The organism is Paenibacillus sp. FSL R7-0216 (genome assembly GCF_037969915.1).
Taxonomy (GTDB): Bacteria; Bacillota; Bacilli; order Paenibacillales; family Paenibacillaceae; genus Fontibacillus; species Fontibacillus rhizolycopersici.
This window is the reverse complement of the sequence record NZ_CP150222.1, coordinates 1,071,749-1,092,940: the sequence shown is the minus strand read 5'-3', so window position 1 is coordinate 1,092,940 and position 21,192 is coordinate 1,071,749. Positions and strand designations below refer to the sequence as shown.

The window sequence follows — 21,192 nt, the reverse complement described above, 5'->3', positions numbered from 1 at the left end:
AAGGAAGTGAAATTTCACTAGGATGGAACCATCGTATCATATCTAATTGAGAATGAAAATCATTATTATTGGAAAAATGCACCTGGAACCGTCGATTCGATCTTAACTAAAAAGCGAATCCTTCTCCGGCTGCGACTGGCTGCCGCGGATAAAATATTCATAGCGGCCAAAGTTCCGCAGCGCTTTGTCATCCCGTTGCCATACCCATTCCATCAGCTCCGATTGGCAGCGGTGAGCGCGGAAGGCAGCCAGCTTAGCCTTCAAATGCTCTTGTACATCCACGCGGGCGATGTCGCCTGCGGTATAGCCGTACTTGTCCGGCTGCAGCATCATGTCACCGAAGGAAACAAAATACAGCGCACCTTGCTTATACCGGCGAAACGCTGCCGTCGTCGCTTTACCGATCGCGCAGTGGTCCGGGTGTCCACCCAATGTCTCGTGGAACGTGAGTACCACTTCGGGCTGGAGCTCCCTCATCAGTTCCTCGATCCGTCCGATGAGCAGTTCCTCGTTGATGAACTCGACCGTTTTATCGCGGATATCGAGAAACTTCAATTCGTATACGCCCAAATGGTCACACGCCTGACGCAGCTCGATTTCGCGAGCTGCCGCCAACGTCTCCCGGTTTAAATAGGGCGGATTCCCCATCCGCCGCCCCATTTCGCCGCGGGTTGCACTCACCACCGTGACCTCCACACCTTCGGCGGCGTATTTGGCTAACGTACCTCCGCAAATAAACGACTCGTCGTCAGGATGGGCAAACACCGCCAGCAGCTTGCGTCCCATAGTATGTTGTGTATTCATTCCGGAAACGGCTCCCTTCCCAAATGCAGTGCAACGTCCATACGTCCCTTGTCGTCAAAGCCCTCTAGCAGGAGACGTCCTTGATCGTCAAGCTCTAAATGGGTCAGCCCTTCGATGCGCAGCCAACCCTGGCCGTCAAATCGCAATGCCGCCCGGTAAGGTCCTTCCCCGGCAATAAAGGCATCGGTCAGGTTCACCTTGAAATTACGGACAAACAGATACGATGTAGCTTCACTATGCAGATACACGTCCGATCCGACAAAAGCATTCAGCAGATCTTCCGCATGTTTCTTCTCAATGAGATTCATGTGGGCACGCAGTCCTTTTCGTTGTAATTTTGGCTATCGAAATCACAGTAACTATTATACGCTCAGGGTCTGGTTGCACAAGTGACTTTTCCCCGGTTGACAACCCCCTTTAAATTGATTATTATTAAATTGTAAACAATATAATTTTATGAAATTTAAAATACAAACTAAAGGATGTGTGTCGGAATGAGAGTAGACATGACGAATGATACGAAAGTGAAGCTGCAACAAACTCTGGGCGACCGGCCTGGATACTTCAAGCTGATCGGTGAATCGGAAGGGTGCAGCGCAGCCGGCGTTTATTCGCTGCATCTGATCAGCGAGCCGCTCCCCACCGACATCGCGTTTGAATCGGGCGGCTTCACCTTCTTGGTGGATCGCCAGCAGGAAATTTTGTTCGATGACGTGATGCGGTTGCTTGCCCATGACCCCTTCCCAACTTATCGTTTAAGCAGCGATTCGATGTTATACAGCAACAATGTCGTGCTGAAAGACAAACGCGTCGCCGCTCCTAGCGAAACCGTTCGCTAACTCTAAGATGTTCCTATTCCTTTCCGCTTTCGGCTGCCGGGATTCATGACCCGGCGGCCTTTTGGCTATTCTCCCCGGGCTCTTTCTTCCGCTCTTGAAACCATCGTCCTTCTATGTCACAATGATGGGGGCATCCAGGCACCCATAACGTCCAGTCCGTATGGATTGTTGCTTCTATCCGATTACATAGCTGCCCGGGTGACCCGTTCATCTATACCTATTCAACTGAGGAGGATCCGACTAATGAAGACCATCAAGCTGGGAACAAGCACGCTGGAAGTCCCCGTCATCGCCGTCGGCTGCATGCGCATCAACTCGCTGGACAAAGCCGGTGCGGAACGTTTCGTACAAACCGCGTTGGAAGAAGGCGCTAATTTCTTCGACCATGCGGATATATATGGAGGCGGCTCCTGCGAGGAGATTTTCGCCGATGCGATCCACATGAACCCGGAGATTCGGGAGAAAATCATCCTGCAATCGAAATGCGGCATCCGCCAAGGCTCCTTCGACTTCTCGAAAGAGCACATTTTGTCCTCGGTGGACGGCATTTTAAAACGCCTGAACACCGAATATCTTGACGTGCTGCTGCTGCATCGTCCGGATGCCCTCGTAGAGCCCGAGGAAGTTGCCGAAGCGTTCGACCAATTGCATACCGCGGGCAAAGTACGTCATTTTGGCGTATCCAACCAGAACCCGATGCAAATCCAACTGCTGCAAAAATACGTTAAACAGCCGATCGTCGCGAATCAGCTTCAGCTGAGCATCACGAACACCACGATGATTTCGGCCGGCATTAACGTAAACATGGAAAATGAAGCCGCCGTCAACCGCGACGGCAGCGTGCTGGACTTCTGCCGTTTGAACGACATCACGATCCAACCTTGGTCGCCGTTCCAATACGGATTCTTCGAGGGAGTCTTCCTCGGCAACGAGAAGTTCCCTGAGCTGAATCAGAAGATTGACGAAATCGCCGCGAAATACGGCGTTACGAACACAACCATTGCCATCGCGTGGCTGCTGCGCCACCCGGCCCAAATGCAGCCGGTGATCGGGACGATGAACATCGATCGTTTGAAGGACTGCATCCAAGCCGGCGAGATCCGCTTGACCCGCGAAGAGTGGTACGAAATTTACCGCGCTGCGGGCAACATTTTGCCATAAGCCAAGTCGTCCCTACGCGAAACAACCTAAGCCCTGTTTCTTACGGACTTAGGTTGTTTTTTTGCCAAAATTCCCGAAAGGAGGCGTTCCTATGCCATCCGGAAGCACACCGATCCGGTTGAGTCGGTTTCTGGTGTTGACCCTGGCCGTCACCGCCGGCATCGCCGTGGCGAATCTTTATTATATCCAGCCGCTGCTGGCGGAAATCGCCGCCGCGTTTCATGTCACGCAAGCCCAGGTGGGTTATGCCGCCACCTTGACCCAGGTCGGATATGCGCTGGGGATGCTGATGATCCTGCCGCTGGCCGATATCCGCGAGAAGAAATCGCTGATCCTGTTCATGCTCCTCTGCTCCGCCGGCGCCTTGTTATTTCTGGCGTTTGCCTGGAACAGCGCCGTGCTAAGCATCGCTTCCTTCGCCGTTGGCTTCACTTCCATTGTGCCTCAACTGATCGTACCGCTCGCTGCGCAGCTGGCCGACCCGAAGGAACGCGGCCGAATCATCGGCACCGTCATGAGCGGACTCTTAATCGGGATTCTCGTCTCCCGGACCTTCAGCGGACTCGTAGGCAAATACCTTGGCTGGCCGTCCGTCTATTTCATCGCCTCCGGACTCATGATCCTTCTGGCTGGCTTCCTGACGTTTCGTCTACCCAAATCCCCGTCCACGGCATCGGCGGGTTACGGGGATTTGTTCCGCTCGATGGCGTCGCTTATCAAAGATCTACCGCTACTCCGAGAGGCGTCGCTGAACGGCGGCATGATGTTCGCCGCGTTTAGCGTGTTCTGGACGACGCTGTCGTTCCTGCTGGCCGAACCCCGCTTTGGGCTAGGCCCTGACGCGGCCGGTCTGTTCGGGCTCATCGGCGTCGTCGGGGCTCTGGCCGCTCCGGTTGCCGGGCGGATGGCCGACCGGCGCAGCCCGCGCTTCACCATTGGCATCGGCATGGGCGCGGTCATCCTCGCCTACGTCTGCCTGCTGGGCTTCGGCTACATCCTGGCGGGGCTGGTTGTCGGCGTGATCCTGCTTGATCTCGGCGTCCAATCGACGCAAATCTCCAACCAGGCCCGCATCCACGCCATCAGCGACGAAGCCCGCAACCGCATCAATACGATTTACATGGTTTCGTATTTCGTCGGCGGTGCCCTCGGCTCCTGGGTCGGCTCGTTCAGCTATGCCCATTTCGGCTGGACCGGCGTGTGCATCGCCGGCCTGCTAACGCAGCTCATCGCCGTTTATGCGCAGGTACGCGGGCGGCGGCGCGAGCTGGGCAGTAGATCGGAAGCACCGGCCTAATGGAATCTAGGAACCTTATTGCCCCATTTTCCGGTGATATTTCGTCCTAAGGGAACGCAAAGACCCTATTTCGCTCTAAATCACGTCCATGCAGGTGATTTGGAGGAAATAAGGTCTTCCACTTCCGTTAGGACTCCCATCATGCGAAATGGGGCTAAATAAGGTCGCTGAGTTCCGTTACTAGTCCCAGCCTACTCCCTTCTCTGTAGCGCCTCAATTGCTGCCGCGGTGAAACTGGCCAGCTTGTCCGGCAAACGATTCAAAGGGAACCACTCCATCGCGCCGATAGCTCCCCCTTCCTCCATATTCCGAAGCTCGCCACCGACAACCACCGCTTCGAATATCACCGAAACCCAGTGCTCCATCTTTTCCGGCCGAATCGTCTCCGCCGTACACAATAGCCCCGTTACCTCGATATCGAGGTTTACCTCTTCCTTGATTTCCCGCACGACACCATGCTCCATCGTTTCGTACAAATCGATTTTTCCACCGGGGATGCTCCAAGTGTCCTTTTCCGGTTCCCGATTGCGCAGCACCATCAGGATCTCCCCCTGGTCGTTCCGAATCACTGCACCTACCCCCAACCGTGGGACGGCAGTTTCCATTGTTTTCATGCGTTTCTCCACCTCTCAACAGTACACACCCAAGTAGATTACCGGGTTCTATTATAAAGTAAAAACCTTTTGCTTATTTTGTGAATTATTTCACTTTAATGTGCGAGGAATCGCGCTATTCTGATACTGACCACGGTCACTGACTTCGGTCATCGAACGCGGACAAATCAAGATTGAAGGGGAGTTTGGGCTATGAAATCTTGGATTAAGTCGGTAACAGCGGGCTTATTAGGCCTAGCGCTGGTCCTCGGCGGCGCACAAATCGGTAGCAAAGCTGTCAGCGATGTCAATGCCGCAGCGGCACAAGGTGCAAGCAGCAAGACGGGCACCGCAACGGAAAAAGGCTTTGGCGGAGATGTCAAAGTGACCTTAACCGTCGACGGCAAGAAAATCACCAATGTAACGATTCAAGCGGACAAGGAAACGCCGGAAGTCGGAGGCGCGGCCGCGAAGAAGCTGCAGGAGCAAATAGTAGCTAAGCAAAACGTTGAACTGGACGCTATCGCCGGTGCATCCCACACCTCGGCCGCCGTAATGGCCGCCGCTAAAGCGGCGCTGGCGCAAACCGGCCTGAAGCCTTCTGATTTGCAAACGGTTACGACGGGCGGCAAGGTACATACCGCTACGGCGGACGTCGTCGTCGTTGGCGGCGGCACATCGGGAACGGCCGCTGCACTGGCCGCAGTTCAAAACGGCGCGAAGGTGATCGTGCTGGAGAAAACCTCCGCGATGGGCGGTCTCTTAAACTACGCGATGGGCATCGCCGGTACGGAAACCTCCCTGCAAAAGAAAGCCGGAGAAACCGTAACGACCGAATACCTATTTAACTATCTGGAGAAATACAACCATTACCGCAGCAATGCCCCGCTGCTCAAGGCCGTTCTCAACAAATCGGGCAGTACGATTGATTGGCTGCAGGCCAACGGCATCGGATTGCGGCTGAGCCTTGGGGTCAACCAGAAGCTGCACGTCGATTCGCCAAAGACGTATCACCTGTGGACGAACGCGAAAGCAGACTTTGCCAAGCTGCATGAACGGATGCAAAAAGAACTCGGTGTCGACGTCCGCTTCAACACGACCGGACAGTCGTTGATCACCGATGCGAAAGGCCGCGTCACCGGCGTCACCGCCACCATGGAGGACGGCAGCACCCTGAAGGTGACGGCGAAGAACGTCATCCTGGCCAGCGGCGGATTCGGGGCCAATGAAGAGATGTTCAAAGAGAAAACGAAGGTGAATTATTATAACTATTACGGGTGGGGGAACAAAGGCGAAGGCGTGAAAATGGCCTGGGCGATCGGTGCTGACGAAATCGGCAGCGGCGTGATCCAAATCCACCTGGGCGACCTGTCGGGGACCAAAGGGATCTTCGAAAACTACAACGGCCGTCCGACCTTTACCGTTAAAGACCTTCCGCTGTTCTGGGTGAACAAAGAAGGCACCCGGTTCGTGGACGAAGGGGTCGTGTATGACAACGTGCTGTGGGGGAATGCCGCTTACTCCGTGGGCGGCGAATATTTTGCCGTGATTGACCAAGCTACCGTGGACAAGCTGACCAAAGAGGGTAGCAGTTTGTGCGGCGCTTATCAAGTCAATGGGGACGGCTTATTTGCCCAAGGGCGCAACGACGTTACCAAGCTGAAGACTGCACCAATTAAAGATTTGCAATCTGATCTTGAAACATTCGCCAAAGACGGCGTTGTCGCCATCGGCAAAACGCTAGACGATTTGGCTGCCAAAACCGGCATGAACGCAGCGAAACTGAAATCGTCGGCACAAACCTACAACCAAGCCGTAGCAGCTAAAAAGGATACATTGTATTACAAGGACCCGGCTTACCTTCAATATAAGATTGAAAAAGGTCCGTTCTACGCCATCCGCGTCAGCGGTTCGACCTATGGGTCAATCGGCGGCGTACGCGTTAATGAAGACCTGCAGGCTTTGACCGCAGAAGGTAAAGTCATTCCTGGCCTTTATGCGGTTGGCAACGATGCTGGTGGTTTGTATGACAACAGCTACCCGGATGTGGAAGGCTTAACGATGGCCTTTGCCGTCAACTCCGGCCGAATTGCCGGTGAACATGCGGCCTCCCACAAATAGCAAGGATACAAGCAAAACAACCCGTTCCTCCGCGATACTGCGGGGAAACGGGTTGTTGTTATTTCATGAACGGATCGCATTCATCATAAATTCGAAATAATCTATGCCTTCCTGCATCAAGTCGTAACATTCGCTGTCGGCGATCCAATAGCGGACTAAACCGAGATTGCCGTCCGACCAGTAATGGCCGATTTTCTCCGGATTCAGCTCCTTGCGGAAAGCCTCCTGCTCTTGCCCCAGGCGGATATAACGCTCAATAAAGCTGTTATGCAAGTCGGACACGTCTCCGCTGGAGAACTGAATCGTATGGATGATTTTGAAGATCTCCCGCGACATGGCCGGCCCGCATTCCATGACCGTTTGGAAATACATCCGGGTATACTCCCGAAGTTGCGGCTCTGCCGGCTGCGTAACATCAACTTCCAGACCGTGGAACAAACGGACGTTAATGTCCTTCAGAATTTCGATTGCAATCTCGCTCTTGGAGCTGAAATGGGTATAGAATGAACCCTTGGCCACCTCGCTCTTCTGGCAAATCTGCGAGATCGTGACCTCGTCGTATCCATAGGCCGTAATCAACTCAATCGAATTCCGCAAAATTTTCTCTTTGGTGAGCAGCGATTGCTGCTCCCTTTTTTTCAATCCCATGAGCTTGCCCCTCATTATCGATGATCATCCTACCCGCAACTTATCGTTCTACAACTCTTGTACCAGTGTAACGGATGTTTTGCTTGGGAGGCAAGTTCAGCACACTTCAGGCAGCGGTTTCGAATTAGAACTTAAATTGTCCCACCAAACCATTCAAATCGTCGGCGATTTCCTTCATCTCCCCGGTCGAAGCGGACACCTGCTCCATGCTAGCCAGCTGCTGCTCAGTGGAAGCGGAGATTTCCTCGGTAGCCGCAGTGGATTCCTGCGCGATGGAAGAGATGCTTTCGATGGTGCCGATCACTTCGTTTTTGTCGTGATTGACTTGAGTGATGCCGTCTATCAGTTCCTGCATCCCTGCGATCATATGATGAATCGTCTGGTCGATTTGCCGGAACGCCTTCCCGGTTTCCTGCGACACCTCACTTGTGCGGGTAATCACCTCGGCACCTTGCTGCATAAACTCTCGGGTTTTCGCAACCGCGGCGGCCACTTCCCGAACCATCTCCTCGATCCCTTGCACCGAACCCGTCGTTTGTTCGGCCAGCTTGCGGATCTGCTCCGCCACGACCGCGAACCCACGTCCTTGTTCTCCGGCTCTGGCGCTTTCAATCATAGCGTTCAGCGCCAACAGATTGGTTTGCTCGGAGATCGCCTTGATCACGGTCGTGACCTGAGTGATCGCTTCCGATTTATCGCTGAGATCGTTGACCTGCTCTTCGATATTGATGGTTACTTCCGCGTTTTCGCGGATCGCCTTCTGCAAATGCTTCATGCTGGTCATGGTTGTTTGGTTCGCTTCTTGGGTTTCCTCGATGCTGGTCTTCATCTCATCTGCCCGCCCGGTGAGCGAAATGATCTCCTCCGCCAATCGATTTAACCGCTCCAACCCTTCCTGTGCGTTTAACGCCAGGTCTCCCGACCCCGCCGCCAGCGCATCCGTCGCGGTCGAAATTTCTTTTGCCGCCTGCGAGCTCTCCCCGATCATAACCGAAAGCTGCTGCGAACCGGACGTGACCTGACCCGCGCGAAGCTGGATGTTCTCCATCATCCCGCCCAGCTTGCTGCGCATATGCGCCAAATCTGCCGCCATTCTCCCGATCTCATCCTCACTATCATGTACGAACTCCTCCGAGAAATCCCCGGCGGCATAGCTTTTGATACGCTTGGACATCATCGTGATCGGCCGGATCATCCGGCGTCCCATGAACAAGCCCAAGGCAACCGCTAACAGTAGAATTGCAAGTGAAATAAAGATCGTCTCTTTCAGTGCTTCCCGGATCTGACCATACATGCTTTCCAGCGAGATCCCCACATTTAGTGCGCCGGAGAGCTCCTTGCTGTATGTAAAATCTGTCGAGATGTTATAAACCTTCTCCCCGCCGGCCGTTTCCAAGATACTGCCTTGGGTCTCCTGATTGGAAACCACGGTGGTTAAATCCGTGTTCGTTGATGTTGCCGAGGCCGAAGCCGTAGCGTCCGTCGCCTCAGCATCGTTCCCTTCCTGGGTCCGGCTATTGTCGGACACGATTAAATTCCCCTTCGCATCGGAGAGGGAGATATACACGATGTTGCCTTTTCCCTCCTCTTTGATCGTCTGGAATACCTTCTGAAGTTGGCCCATGTCCAGCAGCTCGTTGCTAACGATCTCGCGTTTGATATTCGTTACGAGGGTGGTCCCGTCACTTCTCATTTGGCTGGTCATCGATCTTTGCACCTCATAATAAGACACCAAAGTGAAGGAAACGGCGCATACTACCATTAGCAACACGATCATTCCCACCAATTTGCCGATTAGCGAACGAAATCTGAATCTCTTGAACCATCGGAATGGATTTCCTAGCCTGAACATTATAATTCCACCTTTGATATTATTTTCACATAGAGGACGACTTCAACAACGCTTGCATAATTGTCAATTAATACAAATGAGGTTATCTTCCTAATTTTAACCAAAATGAATAATATCACAGTGACTATTTTAATAGTTCATATGGCACGGAATAGAGGACCTAAGTCCTGCGTGTAAAAATTACAAATCCTAGGGAACCCGGCTAACCCAATGGCCGTCACCAATTATTCACCACCCTGACCTTTTTTTTCGGGGATCACGAGCTTATTGCATATTTGTCCCGGTTTCGCAGACAATAACCAGCGAATACCAAATGAAAGGAGCAGATCACATGTCCCAAATCAACCAACAGGAGCTGCAGAGCCTGCGGCACCTGATCGGCGCACATGAAACGGCACATCAAAAAATGCTCACCTACGCGCAGCAGTCCGTCGATCCGCAGGTCAAAGCCTACTTTCAAAAATCGGCCCAAGACGCGATGAACACCAAGCAACAGCTGATGTCATTTTTGAATTAGGGAGGAACATTAGACAATGATGCAAGATAAAGAAATGGTGAACGACGCGTTGTCCATGGTCAAGAGCAGCTTGACTACTTACAGCAGCGTCATTTCGGAGTGCGCCAATCTCCAGCTGAGATCCACCATTCAACAAATCCGGGACAATTGCGAAAAATCCCAATACGAGCTGTTCCAACTGGCCGAGTCCAAAGGTTTCTACCAGCCGGCGATGATGGCGGACACTCAGGAAGTACAGCAAGTGAAGTCGCAGCTTGGCAGCTGAAGAGGAGTCCCCCTGCAGAAGCACGACAAGTAGCAAAAAGCTTCCTCGCATCTTTTTGATGCAGGAAGCTTTTTTACGGTTTTTATCTCCTTAGGGCGAAAGGAGGGGACAAGCCACAGATGTATGCGAAAAATCGAATACAAATCGGTAGTACGAGTACTCCATCTCATCAAATTAACCTAGCCCCACTACTTGCCCCTGCTTCTGCTCCTTTGCCGCCAGCTGGTCTCGGGCCAGTTCTCGGTTCAACTCAGCAACCGCCTCGTCCAGCCGCTCACGGAGCTGCTCCTCAAGCGCGTAACCTCCGGCGTTCTCCAAACGGCTTACCCACTGATCTACGGCGAACACGCCGCTGAGGATATGCGTCCCGCCAAGTGCCGCGACCACCGGTTTCAGTGCATAGTCCACCGCCAGAAAATGGGCGATTGTCCCGCCGATAAAGAGTGGCAGTACCACTTTGCCCTGCAGCCCTTTTTGCGGGATTAAGTCCAGGATCGTCTTTAGTGCGCCTGAGTAGGCTGCTTTGTAGACTGGGCTCGCGATGACGACGGCATCCGCCGATTCGACGGCAGCGAGCGCCGCCTTTATGGCCGGGCTACCGAAGTTAGCCCGCAGCAAATCCTCCGCCGGCAGTTCCGCAGCCGAAATCCAATCGATGGCACTGCCCGTTTGGATCAGTCGTTCCTGCACGTAATCCGTTAATCCAAACAACCGCGAACCTGGGTTTGGGCTCCCTGCAATAATGGTCACTCCAGACATAACTCTCTCCCTCCTTTCCCTTAAGCCTTAGCTACCGCTTTTTGGCGCTCCAACGTATACCGGTTCTCCGGAACCGGCAAGCCTAGGTTTCCGCGCAGCGTATCGCTTTCGTAATCCGTCCGGAACAGGCCGCGCTCCTGCAAAATCGGAACAACCAGATCGACGAATTCTTCTAGGCCGTTCGGAACGGCGGAGGCAATCATGAATCCGTCGGCAGCCTCTCCTTCGAACCAGGCCTGAATGCGGTCCGCGACCTGTTCCGGCGTACCGATGAAGCCGCCGCGCGGCGTTGCAGCCTGCAGCGCCACTTGTCGCAGCGTCAGCCCTTTTTCCTTGGCGTCTTTTTTGATTTTGTCCGTGCCGCTTTGGAAGCTGTTTTTGCCCAAATCGCCGAGTTCCGGAAACGGCTCGTCAAGTGGGTATTGGGAGAAGTCGTGGTGCTCGAAGAACCGTCCCAAATAATCCAAGGCATTCTCAATCGTCACCAGGCTGGCGACCTCTTGATACTTGCGCTCCGCCTCCTCCGGCGTGCGGCCAAGGATCGGGCTGATGCCCGGGAAGATCAAGACTTCGTCCGGATTGCGTCCGAACGAAGCGGCGCGGGACTTCACGTCTTGATAAAAGGCTTGCGCGTCCTCAATCGTTTCATGTCCCGTGAACACGGAGTCCGCATGCTTTGCCGCATAATTTTTGCCGACCTCAGAGGAGCCTGCCTGGAAGATTACCGGCTGCCCCTGCTTGGAACGGGCAATATTGAGCGGCCCCTTCACCGAGAAGAATTCCCCGACATGATTGAGCGTGTGCATTTTGTCCGGATCGAAAAACACCCCTGTCTCCTTATTCCGTACGAAAGCGTCATCCTCCCACGAATCCCACAGGCCGCGGGCAACCTCCAGAAACTCGGTGGCAATCCGGTAACGTTTGTCATGATCCGGATGCTCTTTCTTCCCATAGTTGAGTGCGGAGCCTTCCAAGGGGGAAGTCACGATATTCCAGCCTGCACGGCCGCCGCTAATCCGATCCAGGGAGGCGAACTGACGGGAGACGGTGAACGGCTCGCTGTACGAAGTGGATAACGTCCCGACCAGGCCGACATGCTTACTGACCGCAGCCAGGGCGCTAAGGAGCGTTAACGGCTCAAAACGATTCAAGAAATGGGGGATCGATTTCTCCGTGATATATAAACCGTCTGCGATAAACACCAGATCGAATTTGCCCGCCTCCGCTTTTTGCACCCAATGTTTGTAGACGTCAATATTGATGCTGGCATCAGGTTGCACCTCCGGATGTCGCCACAAAGAGGTCCCTCCACCTACCCCGTGCAGTAACGCGCCCAATTTGAGTTGTTTTTGCTTTGCCATCATTTCGTTCCTCCTTATCGATTTGATATAACTTACTTTGTTTCTTCCCCTGGCTTAGGCGACTTCAGCTGCTTGTTTGATCCGATTAATTTGCTCCAAGTGGCGCTGCACGTGGCGGGTAAAACCCTCCACGATATCCGTAATGGCGACGGTTTCCCCTTTGGCATTCACTCCGGTTTTCTTCAGGTCGGCCGAATCCAAGCGGCTGAGCAGCAGACTGTTGTACAGCAGGAGCGCATGGAAAGCCTGCAACACATCGGCTACGTTACCCGAGTTGGCATATTGGCCGCTGACCCAGGCATCTTGGTTAAAAGCCGGCAGCCGGGCCTCCGTCCCCGCCAGAATATCCCGGATCCGGAAGGAGATGACGATGCTGTGATCCACCAAATGGGACAACACCTCCAGTACGCTCCAGCTCTCCGGCTTCGGCTTCCATACCGTCTGTTCCTCGCTCAGGCCATCGATCGCCGAGACGAGTTGCCCGTGCGTATTCAAAAATGCTTCAAAATTGACTTGGGTCATTCGATCCCCTCCGATTCAAAATCAAGCTTCCTCCCTACTCCCCCAATGGGGCTGGCTGAACGAAACGATCGAGCGCAAAAGGCCGCAGGGAGTAACCGGCCTTCCCATCTCCTATTAAGTCCGCGAGCAGTTCCCCGACTACGCTGGCAAATTTGAAGCCGTGTCCGGAAAATCCGCCCGCCACCCAAACCTGCGGGTGTTCCGGGTGCCGGTCGATGATGAAGTCCTCGTCCGGCGTCAGCTCGTATTTGCAGGCCGCACCTTGCCTCAGGCGGCCAGCCGCCCCCGGGAAGTAAGCCTCGAGCACACGGCGCAGATCATCCTCATCCTCCGGATGGGCGCCGAACGGAGCCAATGTCTCTCCCGGTGCCCAAGGAAGACCTCCGTCGTGGCGGCCAATCTTCAGGCCGGCTCCACTGATGCTCGGAAATCCGTAGTATCCGCCTTCCGGCGTCCCCAGCGTAAACCCCGGAAACCGTCCCGCGTCAAAACCAGGTCCGGAGGTTTCGAACCATCCGACCCCCTTGCGTACAGCGCGAATGGGGAGGTCGACGAATGGAGCCAACGTGCTGAACCACGCTCCGGCAGCAAGCAGAACGGCCCCCGCGTGGAACTTGTCGTCCGCCGTATATACCGTAACGCCGCCTTCTCCGCCGTGCACTTTCACCTCTCGAACGATGGAGTACGGTAGCAGCTCCGCACCTTGCCTCAAAGCCAGCTTGCGGTACGCCTCGATGCATCGCTCGCTGTACAAATACCCGGCGTCCGGTTCGTACATCGCCTCAAACGAATCCGGAATCGTCAACTCCGGCCAGCGCGCGCGGATTTCCGCCGCGTCCAGCCATTCAGTGCGGACGCCCAGCGCCCCCGATTGCGCGATTCGCGGCTTGAAGGAATACAGCCCGCGATCTGCAAGATTTAACACGCCGGACGGCTCCAGCAGACGGGTCCCGGTTTGCTCCTCCACGTCATTCCATAACCGATGAGCTCGAATTGCCAATTCCGTATACAAGGGATCTCCGCTGTAGGCATGCCGGATCAGTCGGGGCTCGCCGTGATGGCTGCCCTCCCGGTGCGGAGGATCAAAGGCGTCGATCAGCAGCGTCCGGAGACCCTTGCGGGCCAGATAATAACCGGCGCTCATCCCCATGGAGCCCGCGCCGACGACAATGACGTCATAAGAGGCGTGCGTACTCATCGGGATGCACCTTCCCTCCGGCCGTCCTCCTGATCCAGACCGTTCAGAGCCAGCTCCGCCAGCTTCACGAAGAAGCCAATGCTTACCGGAATGGCCCGCTCATCAAGATTGAAGGCCGGGTGATGCCATTCCCGCGGTCCATCCGTCCCCATGAAGACGAAGAGACCGGGAATTTTCCGCTGATAGAAGGAAAAATCCTCTCCCGCAGGCGACGGAACCGGCGTAACGGCCCGGTACCCAGACGCCTCCGCCGCTGCCAGCCCGAGCTCCGCCAGCGCAGCGTCGTTTAACACGGGCGGCGGCCCTTCGATCCAGCGGACAGCGGCCGTTGTGCCAAACGCAGCCGCCACTCCCTGAACAACTTCTTCGAAACGCTCCAGTACCCGCCGCCGCACCTCCTCGTCGAAGGTCCGGATCGTTCCCTCCAGCAGCGCCGATTCGGGGACGACGTTCCAGGCTGTGCCGCTATGCAGCCTCGTGACGCTGATGACGGCACTTTCCAAGGAGCCGACATTCCGGCTGATGATTGTTTGCAGCGCCGTCACGAGATGCGCGGCGGTGACGATCGGATCGTTGCCGGCTTCCGGCACGGCTGCATGGGTCCCCCGCCCGGCGATCTCAACGACAAAGCCGTCGGCGGCGGCCATCAGCGGACCGCTCTTGATCCCGATCGTCCCGACGGGAAGATCCGGCTTATTGTGCATGCCGAAGATAGCCTGCACCCCTATCAAGGCGCCGCTGTCGATGACCTGGCGCGCACCTTTGGCTTTCTCCTCGGCCGGCTGGAAGATCAGCCGGACCGTGCCCTTCAGTTGCGACTCTCGGGCTTTAAGCGCATGCGCCGTGCCGATCAGGGCGGCGGTATGGAAATCATGCCCGCAGGCATGCATCTTGCCGGGATGCGTCGAGGCAAACGGGAGCCCTGTCTCCTCCTGAATCGGCAGCGCGTCGATGTCCGCCCGAAGCGCGATGACCGGCCCCTCCTGGAGTCCGCCAACCTCCGCGACCAGCCCCGTCGCCAGCGGAACGTCCAGGATCCGGATGTCCGCTTCCTCCAGCCATCCACGGATACGGCGGGTCGTCTCGATTTCCTCGTTCGACAGCTCCGGGTACCGGTGCAGCTCACGGCGAATCTCCACGAACCGTTCTGCCGCTATCCCGGACGTCCCTTGAATCGTAAAAATATCGTTGGTCATGGTTACGCCTCTGCCTTCACTTCGACCAAAGCGTCGTGAAGCAGTTCAAAAGAGCGGACGCGCTTCTCAAAAGGGCTGATATTGCTGGTCACGATCATTTCCTCGATGCCCGTGTCCCGCTGCAACGCCAATAGCTGCTCACGGACAACTTCCTTGGTGCCTTTGACAATCCAGGGATCCTGCTCCTCAATCGTATAAGACTCTCCCGCTTGGCGGCCAAACTCTTCCGCTTGCTCCCGCGTTCCGAGCGTCACCGTTCTGCCACTGTCCAGCCGCACCTTCACGACCTTCTGCTTGCCGGCAAGTTCGGCAGCTTCCGCTTCGGATTCGGCGACGACGAGGGACAACGCCAGGATGACTTGAGGCTCCGAACCGTGCGACGTATCAAAGCTCTGTCGGTATGTTTGGATTGCCTGGAGCGCGATCGCCGGATCCCCGTTAATGAACAGGGAAAATACATAAGGCAAGCCAAGCCCTGCTGCGACTTCCGCACTGTCCACGCTTGCTCCGAGCACGTAAAGCTCGGGGGCCTGCGCCGGGTGAGGGGCAGCGCGCAATCCGGCCAACGGATGATCCGCCTCCAGACGGTCCTGCACGTATTTGCGCAGCTCTACGATTTTGTCCGTTAACGAAGCCGACTCTCGCGAACCTTGCTGCAAGGCCTGCGTGCTCTTCGGCAATCCTCCGGGGGCCCGGCCGACGCCAAGGTCCACCCGCCCCGGCTCCAGAGAAGCCAACACGTTAAAGTTCTCCGCCACTTTGTATGGACTGTAATGCTGCAGCATCACGCCGCCGGAGCCGATGCGGATCGTGTTCGTTTTGGCTAAAAGGTAGGAGATCAGCACCTCCGGCGAGGAACCGGCCACCTGCTCCGAATCATGATGCTCCGACACCCAAAACCGCCGGAACCCCAACTCCTCGGCTTTTCGGGCCAGTGCAACGGTATGCGCAAACGCCTGCTCCGCCGTTTCCCCCGGGTAAATCGGGCTTTGATCCAACACGCTTATCGTTAGTCCCATCTCTCTTTCGCCTCCTAAATGCTATAGCTGAGCTCGGGGGTAATTCGTTTCAGGAACTGCTTCGTCCGTTCTTCGCGTGGATGGTACAGCAGCTCCGTCGGACTCCCCTCCTCGACGATCACGCCGCCGTCCATGAACACGGCATGGTTGGCCACGTCCCGGGCAAACCCCATCTCATGGGTTACGACGATCATCGTAATCCCTTCTCTGGCGATCTTGCGAATGACCTCCAGTACTTCGCCGACAAGCTCGGGATCCAGGGCCGACGTAGGTTCGTCGAAAAGAATCACCTCCGGCTCCAAGGCCAGTGCCCGGGCAATACCCACCCGTTGCTGCTGCCCTCCCGACAACTGGCTCGGATAGGCGTCCAGCTTGCTGGCCAGGCCAACTTTCTCCAACAGCTCAATGCTACGGGCTTTGGCTTCTTCCTTCGGTATTTTTTTGACGATGACTAGACCTTCCATCACGTTCTCCAGCGCAGTCTTATGCTTAAACAAGTTATATTGTTGAAACACCATCGCCGACTTTTGGCGGAGGGCATGGATGTCTTTCTTCGTCGCCCGGTTGCAGCTCAGTTGGAAGTCACCGATCGCAATCTCGCCGCCGCTGGGTTTCTCCAGGTAGTTGATGCATCGCAGAAGCGTTGTTTTGCCGGAACCACTCGGACCCAAAATGACTACGACATCGCCTTGGTTCACCGTCAGATCAATCGACTTTAACACCTGCTGGCGCCCAAAGGACTTAGAAATGTGACGAAGCTGAATCATGCCACTCCCCCTCGATTGTAGATTTGGATTCGTTTCTCGATCCGGGCAGTCAGACGTTCAATCAAGACGGTTAGCCCCCAGAATATCAAAGCCGCCGCCAAATAGGCTTCAAAAAACTTCCAGTTGGTCGAGGCGACGATTTGCGCTTTGGCGTTAATATCCACGACGGAGACGGTAAAAGCGAGCGTCGAGCCGTGCAGCATCCCGATCGCCAAGTTCGACAGGTTCGGGAGGCTGACCGCCAGAGCCTGAGGGAACACGATCCGCCGCAGCGCCTGAAACGTCGTCATCCCGACGGAATAAGCCGCCTCGATCTGCCCGCGGTTCACCGCCAGCAACCCCGAGCGGACCACCTCGGACATATAAGCTCCGGCCGTGATGGAGAATGAAATGAAGGCAAAAGCGATCATCGGAATGGAGGCGGATTTGAACCCCCAGCCGAACCAACCGGACAAGCCGTCAAGGATTACCGGCAAACCGAAGTAAATCAGCAATAAATGCGTCAGCATCGGTGTTCCGCGAATAAAGGTGACATAAGCGGTCGAAAGCTGACCCAACACAGGCACCCGATACAGCCGGAACAACGCGGTGATCACCCCGATCACAAAGCCGACCGAGACGGATACGGCGGTAATCAGCAACGTGGTAGGAATCGCTGACAACAGATGAAGGAACGCTGTCCAGATGAACGAGGGGTCGATTTTCATAGTTTTGCGCCTCCCTTCTCCGCGCCGATTCCGGCGAACATGCCACGGATCGATGGCTTCCGCTCGATGCGAAATCTTCTTCTCTCCGCCCCATCCGGCTGCTCATGCTTCAGCAAACGCCGTTCGGCTGCCCGCAGCAGCTTCTCCAGCGTGAAGCTCACGACCAGATAAATGAACGCCAGAGCCAGATACGCTTCAATAAAATGCTGGGTAAGCGCGCCTAGCGTCTGTGCCTTACCGGTTAACTCCATGACGCCGAGCGTAAACGCCAGCGAAGTATCCTTCAACAAGGCAATCACCATATTGGAAAATACCGGCACCGCAACCGCCAGCGCCTGCGGTAATACGATTCTTGTGAACGCCTGAAGCCCCTTCATCCCGATGGCATAAGCCGCTTCGACCTGCCCCCGGTCCACGGCCATAACCGAAGCGCGGATCGTCTCCGACATAAAGGCTCCGGTGTGCAAGCCGTAGGTCAAAATGACGAAGAACAACACGGGGGCGCGGGAGATATCCAAGTGGGCGAACTTCAACAACTCCGGCAAGCCATAGTAGAACAGGAACAATTGGATCAAAATCGGCGTCCCTCTGAAAAAAGAAACGTAAACCTTCGAAAACGGATCCAACACCGGGATCCTGTAAAGCCTGGGGAGTGCAATCAGAAATCCGATAACAATCCCCGTCAGCAATGATCCGCCCACAATCAGCAAGGTCACGCCCAGCGTCGACCACAGCTTCGAAAAGGCGCCGATCACGAAAGAAAAATCAAACGGTGCCCCCATGGATTCTCCCTCCTTTCCCGTCTTGTTGATTAGTTATCGGAAGTAAAGTCTTCTCCGAGCCATTCCTTGCTCAGCTTGCCTAACGTGCCATCGGCCTTCAATTCCTTGATGGCGCCGTCGATAGCATCAGCGAGCTTCTGTTCCTCCGGATCGTCCTTCCGGAATACAAAGAGGATATCCGCCTCGGACAGGTCCTCCCCGGTCGTCTTTAATTTCCCTTGAGGATCGATTAACGAAAGCGAGAAGTCCGCCCCTAATGTGGCATCTACGCGGCCCGACGTGATTTGGCTGACCGTATCGTTTGCCGCACCGCTTTGATAAACGATTTCGATCGCATTGTTATTTTCTTTATTGTAGTTCTCCAGGATTTGCGCTTCCGCGCTGGTTGCCCCTGTCAGCACCTTTTTCCCCTTCAGATCGTCCAGGGAATGAATCGTATCGTTGTCTTTCGCGACGATGATTTTGTTTCTCCAGTGAGCGTAAGGCTCCTTGTTGAACAGGTACTTCTCGGTCCGCTCCGGATTCTTCTCCATTTCGTGGGCGACAAAATCAATCTTCTTCGTCTCCAGACTTAGCAACAGGTTGGAAAACTCCTGGGTCTGGAACTCGAATTCATATTCTGCCAGACGGTTATCGATTTCGCGAACAAGTTCAACGTCAAACCCGGTTAACTTCCCGTTCTCGTCGATAAAGCATACCTTTGGAAAACCCGTGCCCGTACCCACGATGATTTTCTTAACTTCCCCCGAAGCTGCGCTCGCCGCCGCGTCCTTCGATTCCGTCCCACCGGACGACCCAGCTCCGCATCCTACCAACACTCCCGTTAACACAAGCACGACCGCGGCACTTAACCATCTCTTCATGTCCCTAACCCCTTCCCTATTCCCCATTTTCTTAGTTTTACAATCCCTATAAGTTTAGTCAGGATTATGTTGACACTACTTTACTGTGATTTTTGTTACGCGTCTAATCGAGTTTTTCTATGGGTACATGCAAATCGTTGATGGGAGGAACACCTAGTTCCAATAAAGCGTCCATAAAGATGTTGTTTTCGCCGCTGAGGGAAATCAGGTGGGTTTGCAAGGAGACGCCTGCCGTCTCGAGGATGTCTACCGGGACGAGACTTCCCTCCTGCACTTCTTGTCTGGCAGACAAACCGGGAAGAAAGCAAATCCCGGCCCGGCTTAACACGAGTTTCTTGGCGGTCTCGGCATTGTCGACTTGAAACAGGATGTTCGGCGGCTGCTCCAGACTTTCGAAGGCGCGGTGAATCCGCATCCAGTCGAGGGAACCGCACTCGAAGAATATGAGGGGTTCCCGCCGGATGTCACGGATGGATACACTTTCGGCCGCGGCAAGCGGGTGATCCTTATAGACGTAAAGTCGGATGGGGTCATTATAGAAGGGATAGGATTGAAAGGCCGGGCTCATTTGCTTGCGCGCGAAAGCCAGGTTGATTTCCTTGGTCATCAGCTTCGCTGCAAGGACGTCCGTCGGGCCGGTTGTCACTTTGAAGTTGATCAACGGAAAGCGTTGATGCAGGAGCATAAGCAAATGCGGCATCAAGTAATTGGACACAGATACGGTGCTGCCGATCCGAAGCTCCTCGGGGGTACCCGGCTGGGAGTGAAGATGATGTTTCCCCTTTTGATATGTCTGGAGGATTTGCTGGGCGTAAGGAAGGAATTGTTTGCCTTTGTCCGTCAATTGAATCTGTTTCCCCAAGCGATCGAACAATCGGGTATCCAGCTCCCGTTCGAGCGATTGAATTCGCGCGGTTACCGTCGGCTGCGAAAGAAACAGCACCTCCGCAGCTTTGTTGAAGCTGCCGTAATGATTAATGTAAACAAACGCCTCGATATGATCGATGTTCAAAAAGACCCCTCCCTTTGCTCCTATATATCACACTATACCAATATATATAGATGGTTTTATTGAAATTATCCTTTATCTTAGGGAGCCCGCTACTTTTTGTCAATCCTCGGATATAGAAGTTTTTAATGGATGCGTAAATATTTTTATATTCCGATGCGCTTAGTAGGTATTTGGATTATACTAAGTTCACCTGATGGATGAATGAATTACCTCGATAAGGGAGTGTTGGAAAAATGAGCCGATTAGAGCAGGAAGTAAAGATTCGGGATGCCCGCGACGAAGAACGCGTACAAATTGCCAACGTGATGCTGGAAGCTTATCGGCAATATGCATTTGACATGCCCCATGAACGGTGGGAGGAGTATCAGGAGAACATACGGAGCTCCGTGTACGGCAATGGCCCCCACGCCCGACTCGTGGCGGAGCTTGGCGGAGACATTGTCGGCAGTTTGCAGCTTTTCCTAACCTCGGAGGCAGCTTATGGTAGGTCGGATCTTGGCATCGATTCGCCTATAATCCGACTGCTTGCCGTATCGCCTTACGCCCGTAGACGCGGCATCGCCAAGCTGCTCCTACGCGAGGCCGCCCGCAGATCCCTTCAACTGGGTGCCCGCACCTTGTATTTACATACGTCAGACATGATGGCTGCCGCAGTGAAGCTGTATGAAAGCCTGGGATTCGAACGGGCTTACGAAGCGGATACATCCAATGGAGCCACCCTTGTTAAATCCTACAAGATCCAATTGACGGACGCGCTGCCATTGCTGCAAACGACGTAATATGGAAGACGGACGACTCCGTACCGCTAAGGCATGTTCTCATGGGATCTATTCCCCTTTCTGGCTTCCGGCCTGTCCCCTAAGCTATAATGGAAATGGAATCATGATGAGAACTAAAGATAAAGGACGG

The 21,192-nt window shown here is 54.7% G+C and carries 23 protein-coding genes; 7 read left to right on the top strand and 16 right to left on the bottom strand.

Annotation, left to right across the window (positions count from 1 at the left end):
* Nucleotides 1–102: 102 nt before the first annotated feature.
* A complete protein-coding gene (locus MKZ15_RS04660) occupies nucleotides 103–804 on the bottom strand; it encodes a PIG-L family deacetylase (RefSeq protein ID WP_339820196.1) in 702 nt (233 codons plus the stop codon).
* A complete protein-coding gene (locus MKZ15_RS04655) occupies nucleotides 801–1,112 on the bottom strand; it encodes a DUF1806 family protein (protein WP_155608326.1) in 312 nt (103 codons plus the stop codon). The genes MKZ15_RS04660 and MKZ15_RS04655 overlap by 4 nt, the downstream gene beginning before the upstream one ends.
* Nucleotides 1,113–1,298: 186 nt before the next feature.
* On the opposite strand from MKZ15_RS04655, the gene MKZ15_RS04650 reads away from it, so the two are divergent.
* The 3 genes from MKZ15_RS04650 (at nucleotide 1,299) to MKZ15_RS04640 (ending at nucleotide 4,101) form a co-directional block, all read left to right on the top strand.
* Complete coding sequence (locus MKZ15_RS04650) at nucleotides 1,299–1,643, top strand: iron-sulfur cluster biosynthesis family protein (RefSeq protein ID WP_167521286.1); 345 nt, start codon at nucleotides 1,299–1,301, stop codon at nucleotides 1,641–1,643.
* A gap of 243 nt (nucleotides 1,644–1,886) precedes the next feature.
* Entirely contained in the window at nucleotides 1,887–2,804 is a 918-nt protein-coding gene (locus MKZ15_RS04645) for an aldo/keto reductase family oxidoreductase (protein ID WP_193415676.1), read from the top strand.
* A gap of 91 nt (nucleotides 2,805–2,895) precedes the next feature.
* Entirely contained in the window at nucleotides 2,896–4,101 is a 1,206-nt protein-coding gene (locus MKZ15_RS04640; protein ID WP_339820193.1) for an MFS transporter, read from the top strand.
* A 191-nt stretch (nucleotides 4,102–4,292) separates the two neighbouring features.
* Here MKZ15_RS04640 and MKZ15_RS04635 read toward each other — a convergent pair whose 3' ends face one another.
* Nucleotides 4,293–4,706: an NUDIX domain-containing protein gene (locus tag MKZ15_RS04635; RefSeq protein ID WP_155608354.1), complete on the bottom strand. Its 414-nt coding sequence runs from the start codon at nucleotides 4,704–4,706 to the stop codon at nucleotides 4,293–4,295.
* A 201-nt stretch (nucleotides 4,707–4,907) separates the two neighbouring features.
* Here MKZ15_RS04635 and MKZ15_RS04630 point away from each other — a divergent pair, with 201 nt between their 5' ends.
* Nucleotides 4,908–6,815, top strand: coding sequence for an FAD-dependent oxidoreductase (locus MKZ15_RS04630; RefSeq protein ID WP_339820191.1), 1,908 nt, complete (start codon nucleotides 4,908–4,910; stop codon nucleotides 6,813–6,815).
* Between the two features lie 63 nt (nucleotides 6,816–6,878).
* Here MKZ15_RS04630 and MKZ15_RS04625 read toward each other — a convergent pair whose 3' ends face one another.
* Both MKZ15_RS04625 and MKZ15_RS04620 read right to left on the bottom strand, forming a co-directional pair.
* On the bottom strand, nucleotides 6,879–7,463 hold the full coding sequence (locus MKZ15_RS04625) for a TetR/AcrR family transcriptional regulator (protein WP_213623878.1): 585 nt from the start codon (nucleotides 7,461–7,463) through the stop codon (nucleotides 6,879–6,881).
* 124 nt (nucleotides 7,464–7,587) lie between these two features.
* Entirely contained in the window at nucleotides 7,588–9,240 is a 1,653-nt protein-coding gene (locus MKZ15_RS04620; protein ID WP_239483506.1) for a methyl-accepting chemotaxis protein, read from the bottom strand.
* Between the two features lie 406 nt (nucleotides 9,241–9,646).
* On the opposite strand from MKZ15_RS04620, the gene MKZ15_RS04615 reads away from it, so the two are divergent.
* Both MKZ15_RS04615 and MKZ15_RS04610 read left to right on the top strand, forming a co-directional pair.
* A complete protein-coding gene (locus tag MKZ15_RS04615; RefSeq protein ID WP_155608333.1) occupies nucleotides 9,647–9,832 on the top strand; it encodes a hypothetical protein in 186 nt (61 codons plus the stop codon).
* Between the two features lie 16 nt (nucleotides 9,833–9,848).
* Nucleotides 9,849–10,097, top strand: coding sequence for a spore coat protein (locus tag MKZ15_RS04610; protein WP_339820188.1), 249 nt, complete (start codon nucleotides 9,849–9,851; stop codon nucleotides 10,095–10,097).
* A 174-nt stretch (nucleotides 10,098–10,271) separates the two neighbouring features.
* On the opposite strand, the gene ssuE is transcribed toward MKZ15_RS04610, so the two are convergent.
* The 11 genes from ssuE to MKZ15_RS04555 form a co-directional block, all read right to left on the bottom strand.
* Nucleotides 10,272–10,856: an NADPH-dependent FMN reductase gene (gene ssuE, locus MKZ15_RS04605; protein ID WP_339820187.1), complete on the bottom strand. Its 585-nt coding sequence runs from the start codon at nucleotides 10,854–10,856 to the stop codon at nucleotides 10,272–10,274.
* 20 nt (nucleotides 10,857–10,876) lie between these two features.
* Nucleotides 10,877–12,217 carry an LLM class flavin-dependent oxidoreductase gene (locus MKZ15_RS04600; RefSeq protein ID WP_339820184.1) on the bottom strand — a complete coding sequence of 447 codons (1,341 nt, stop codon included), beginning with the start codon at nucleotides 12,215–12,217 and terminating at the stop codon, nucleotides 10,877–10,879.
* Nucleotides 12,218–12,271: 54 nt separating this feature from the next.
* The gene (locus MKZ15_RS04595; protein ID WP_339820182.1) at nucleotides 12,272–12,739 is read right to left on the bottom strand and encodes a DinB family protein; all 468 of its coding nucleotides are present in this window, start codon (nucleotides 12,737–12,739) and stop codon (nucleotides 12,272–12,274) included.
* A 34-nt stretch (nucleotides 12,740–12,773) separates the two neighbouring features.
* Entirely contained in the window at nucleotides 12,774–13,937 is a 1,164-nt protein-coding gene (gene solA / locus MKZ15_RS04590; RefSeq protein ID WP_339820179.1) for an N-methyl-L-tryptophan oxidase, read from the bottom strand.
* Nucleotides 13,934–15,133, bottom strand: a complete 1,200-nt coding sequence (locus MKZ15_RS04585) for an amidohydrolase (protein ID WP_213623869.1) — start codon at nucleotides 15,131–15,133, stop codon at nucleotides 13,934–13,936. Before MKZ15_RS04585 ends, solA begins: the two co-directional genes overlap by 4 nt.
* Before the next feature lie 2 nt (nucleotides 15,134–15,135).
* Nucleotides 15,136–16,152 carry an LLM class flavin-dependent oxidoreductase gene (locus MKZ15_RS04580; RefSeq protein WP_339820176.1) on the bottom strand — a complete coding sequence of 339 codons (1,017 nt, stop codon included), beginning with the start codon at nucleotides 16,150–16,152 and terminating at the stop codon, nucleotides 15,136–15,138.
* A gap of 14 nt (nucleotides 16,153–16,166) precedes the next feature.
* Complete coding sequence (locus MKZ15_RS04575; protein ID WP_339820173.1) at nucleotides 16,167–16,919, bottom strand: amino acid ABC transporter ATP-binding protein; 753 nt, start codon at nucleotides 16,917–16,919, stop codon at nucleotides 16,167–16,169.
* Nucleotides 16,916–17,626: an amino acid ABC transporter permease gene (locus tag MKZ15_RS04570; RefSeq protein WP_339820170.1), complete on the bottom strand. Its 711-nt coding sequence runs from the start codon at nucleotides 17,624–17,626 to the stop codon at nucleotides 16,916–16,918. Before MKZ15_RS04570 ends, MKZ15_RS04575 begins: the two co-directional genes overlap by 4 nt.
* Nucleotides 17,623–18,408, bottom strand: coding sequence for an amino acid ABC transporter permease (locus MKZ15_RS04565; RefSeq protein ID WP_339820168.1), 786 nt, complete (start codon nucleotides 18,406–18,408; stop codon nucleotides 17,623–17,625). Before MKZ15_RS04565 ends, MKZ15_RS04570 begins: the two co-directional genes overlap by 4 nt.
* A gap of 29 nt (nucleotides 18,409–18,437) precedes the next feature.
* The gene (locus tag MKZ15_RS04560; RefSeq protein WP_339820166.1) at nucleotides 18,438–19,271 is read right to left on the bottom strand and encodes a transporter substrate-binding domain-containing protein; all 834 of its coding nucleotides are present in this window, start codon (nucleotides 19,269–19,271) and stop codon (nucleotides 18,438–18,440) included.
* A gap of 103 nt (nucleotides 19,272–19,374) precedes the next feature.
* The gene (locus tag MKZ15_RS04555; RefSeq protein WP_155608343.1) at nucleotides 19,375–20,283 is read right to left on the bottom strand and encodes a LysR family transcriptional regulator; all 909 of its coding nucleotides are present in this window, start codon (nucleotides 20,281–20,283) and stop codon (nucleotides 19,375–19,377) included.
* A gap of 233 nt (nucleotides 20,284–20,516) precedes the next feature.
* Here MKZ15_RS04555 and MKZ15_RS04550 point away from each other — a divergent pair, with 233 nt between their 5' ends.
* Entirely contained in the window at nucleotides 20,517–21,062 is a 546-nt protein-coding gene (locus tag MKZ15_RS04550) for a GNAT family N-acetyltransferase (RefSeq protein ID WP_155608344.1), read from the top strand.
* Nucleotides 21,063–21,192: the final 130 nt, after the last annotated feature.

Bases quoted from the DNA above. Each gene is read 5' to 3' on its own strand.
- MKZ15_RS04660 (WP_339820196.1), bottom strand. From the start codon at position 804: ATGAATACACAACATACTATGGGACGCAAGCTGCTGGCGGTGTTTGCC.
- MKZ15_RS04655 (WP_155608326.1), bottom strand. From the start codon at position 1,112: ATGAATCTCATTGAGAAGAAACATGCGGAAGATCTGCTGAATGCTTTT.
- MKZ15_RS04650 (WP_167521286.1), top strand. From the start codon at position 1,299: ATGAGAGTAGACATGACGAATGATACGAAAGTGAAGCTGCAACAAACT.
- MKZ15_RS04645 (WP_193415676.1), top strand. From the start codon at position 1,887: ATGAAGACCATCAAGCTGGGAACAAGCACGCTGGAAGTCCCCGTCATC.
- MKZ15_RS04640 (WP_339820193.1), top strand. From the start codon at position 2,896: ATGCCATCCGGAAGCACACCGATCCGGTTGAGTCGGTTTCTGGTGTTG.
- MKZ15_RS04635 (WP_155608354.1), bottom strand. From the start codon at position 4,706: ATGGAAACTGCCGTCCCACGGTTGGGGGTAGGTGCAGTGATTCGGAAC.
- MKZ15_RS04630 (WP_339820191.1), top strand. From the start codon at position 4,908: ATGAAATCTTGGATTAAGTCGGTAACAGCGGGCTTATTAGGCCTAGCG.
- MKZ15_RS04625 (WP_213623878.1), bottom strand. From the start codon at position 7,463: ATGGGATTGAAAAAAAGGGAGCAGCAATCGCTGCTCACCAAAGAGAAA.
- MKZ15_RS04620 (WP_239483506.1), bottom strand. From the start codon at position 9,240: ATGATCGTGTTGCTAATGGTAGTATGCGCCGTTTCCTTCACTTTGGTG.
- MKZ15_RS04615 (WP_155608333.1), top strand. From the start codon at position 9,647: ATGTCCCAAATCAACCAACAGGAGCTGCAGAGCCTGCGGCACCTGATC.
- MKZ15_RS04610 (WP_339820188.1), top strand. From the start codon at position 9,849: ATGATGCAAGATAAAGAAATGGTGAACGACGCGTTGTCCATGGTCAAG.
- ssuE (WP_339820187.1), bottom strand. From the start codon at position 10,856: ATGTCTGGAGTGACCATTATTGCAGGGAGCCCAAACCCAGGTTCGCGG.
- MKZ15_RS04600 (WP_339820184.1), bottom strand. From the start codon at position 12,217: ATGGCAAAGCAAAAACAACTCAAATTGGGCGCGTTACTGCACGGGGTA.
- MKZ15_RS04595 (WP_339820182.1), bottom strand. From the start codon at position 12,739: ATGACCCAAGTCAATTTTGAAGCATTTTTGAATACGCACGGGCAACTC.
- solA (WP_339820179.1), bottom strand. From the start codon at position 13,937: ATGAGTACGCACGCCTCTTATGACGTCATTGTCGTCGGCGCGGGCTCC.
- MKZ15_RS04585 (WP_213623869.1), bottom strand. From the start codon at position 15,133: ATGACCAACGATATTTTTACGATTCAAGGGACGTCCGGGATAGCGGCA.
- MKZ15_RS04580 (WP_339820176.1), bottom strand. From the start codon at position 16,152: ATGGGACTAACGATAAGCGTGTTGGATCAAAGCCCGATTTACCCGGGG.
- MKZ15_RS04575 (WP_339820173.1), bottom strand. From the start codon at position 16,919: ATGATTCAGCTTCGTCACATTTCTAAGTCCTTTGGGCGCCAGCAGGTG.
- MKZ15_RS04570 (WP_339820170.1), bottom strand. From the start codon at position 17,626: ATGAAAATCGACCCCTCGTTCATCTGGACAGCGTTCCTTCATCTGTTG.
- MKZ15_RS04565 (WP_339820168.1), bottom strand. From the start codon at position 18,408: ATGGGGGCACCGTTTGATTTTTCTTTCGTGATCGGCGCCTTTTCGAAG.
- MKZ15_RS04560 (WP_339820166.1), bottom strand. From the start codon at position 19,271: ATGAAGAGATGGTTAAGTGCCGCGGTCGTGCTTGTGTTAACGGGAGTG.
- MKZ15_RS04550 (WP_155608344.1), top strand. From the start codon at position 20,517: ATGAGCCGATTAGAGCAGGAAGTAAAGATTCGGGATGCCCGCGACGAA.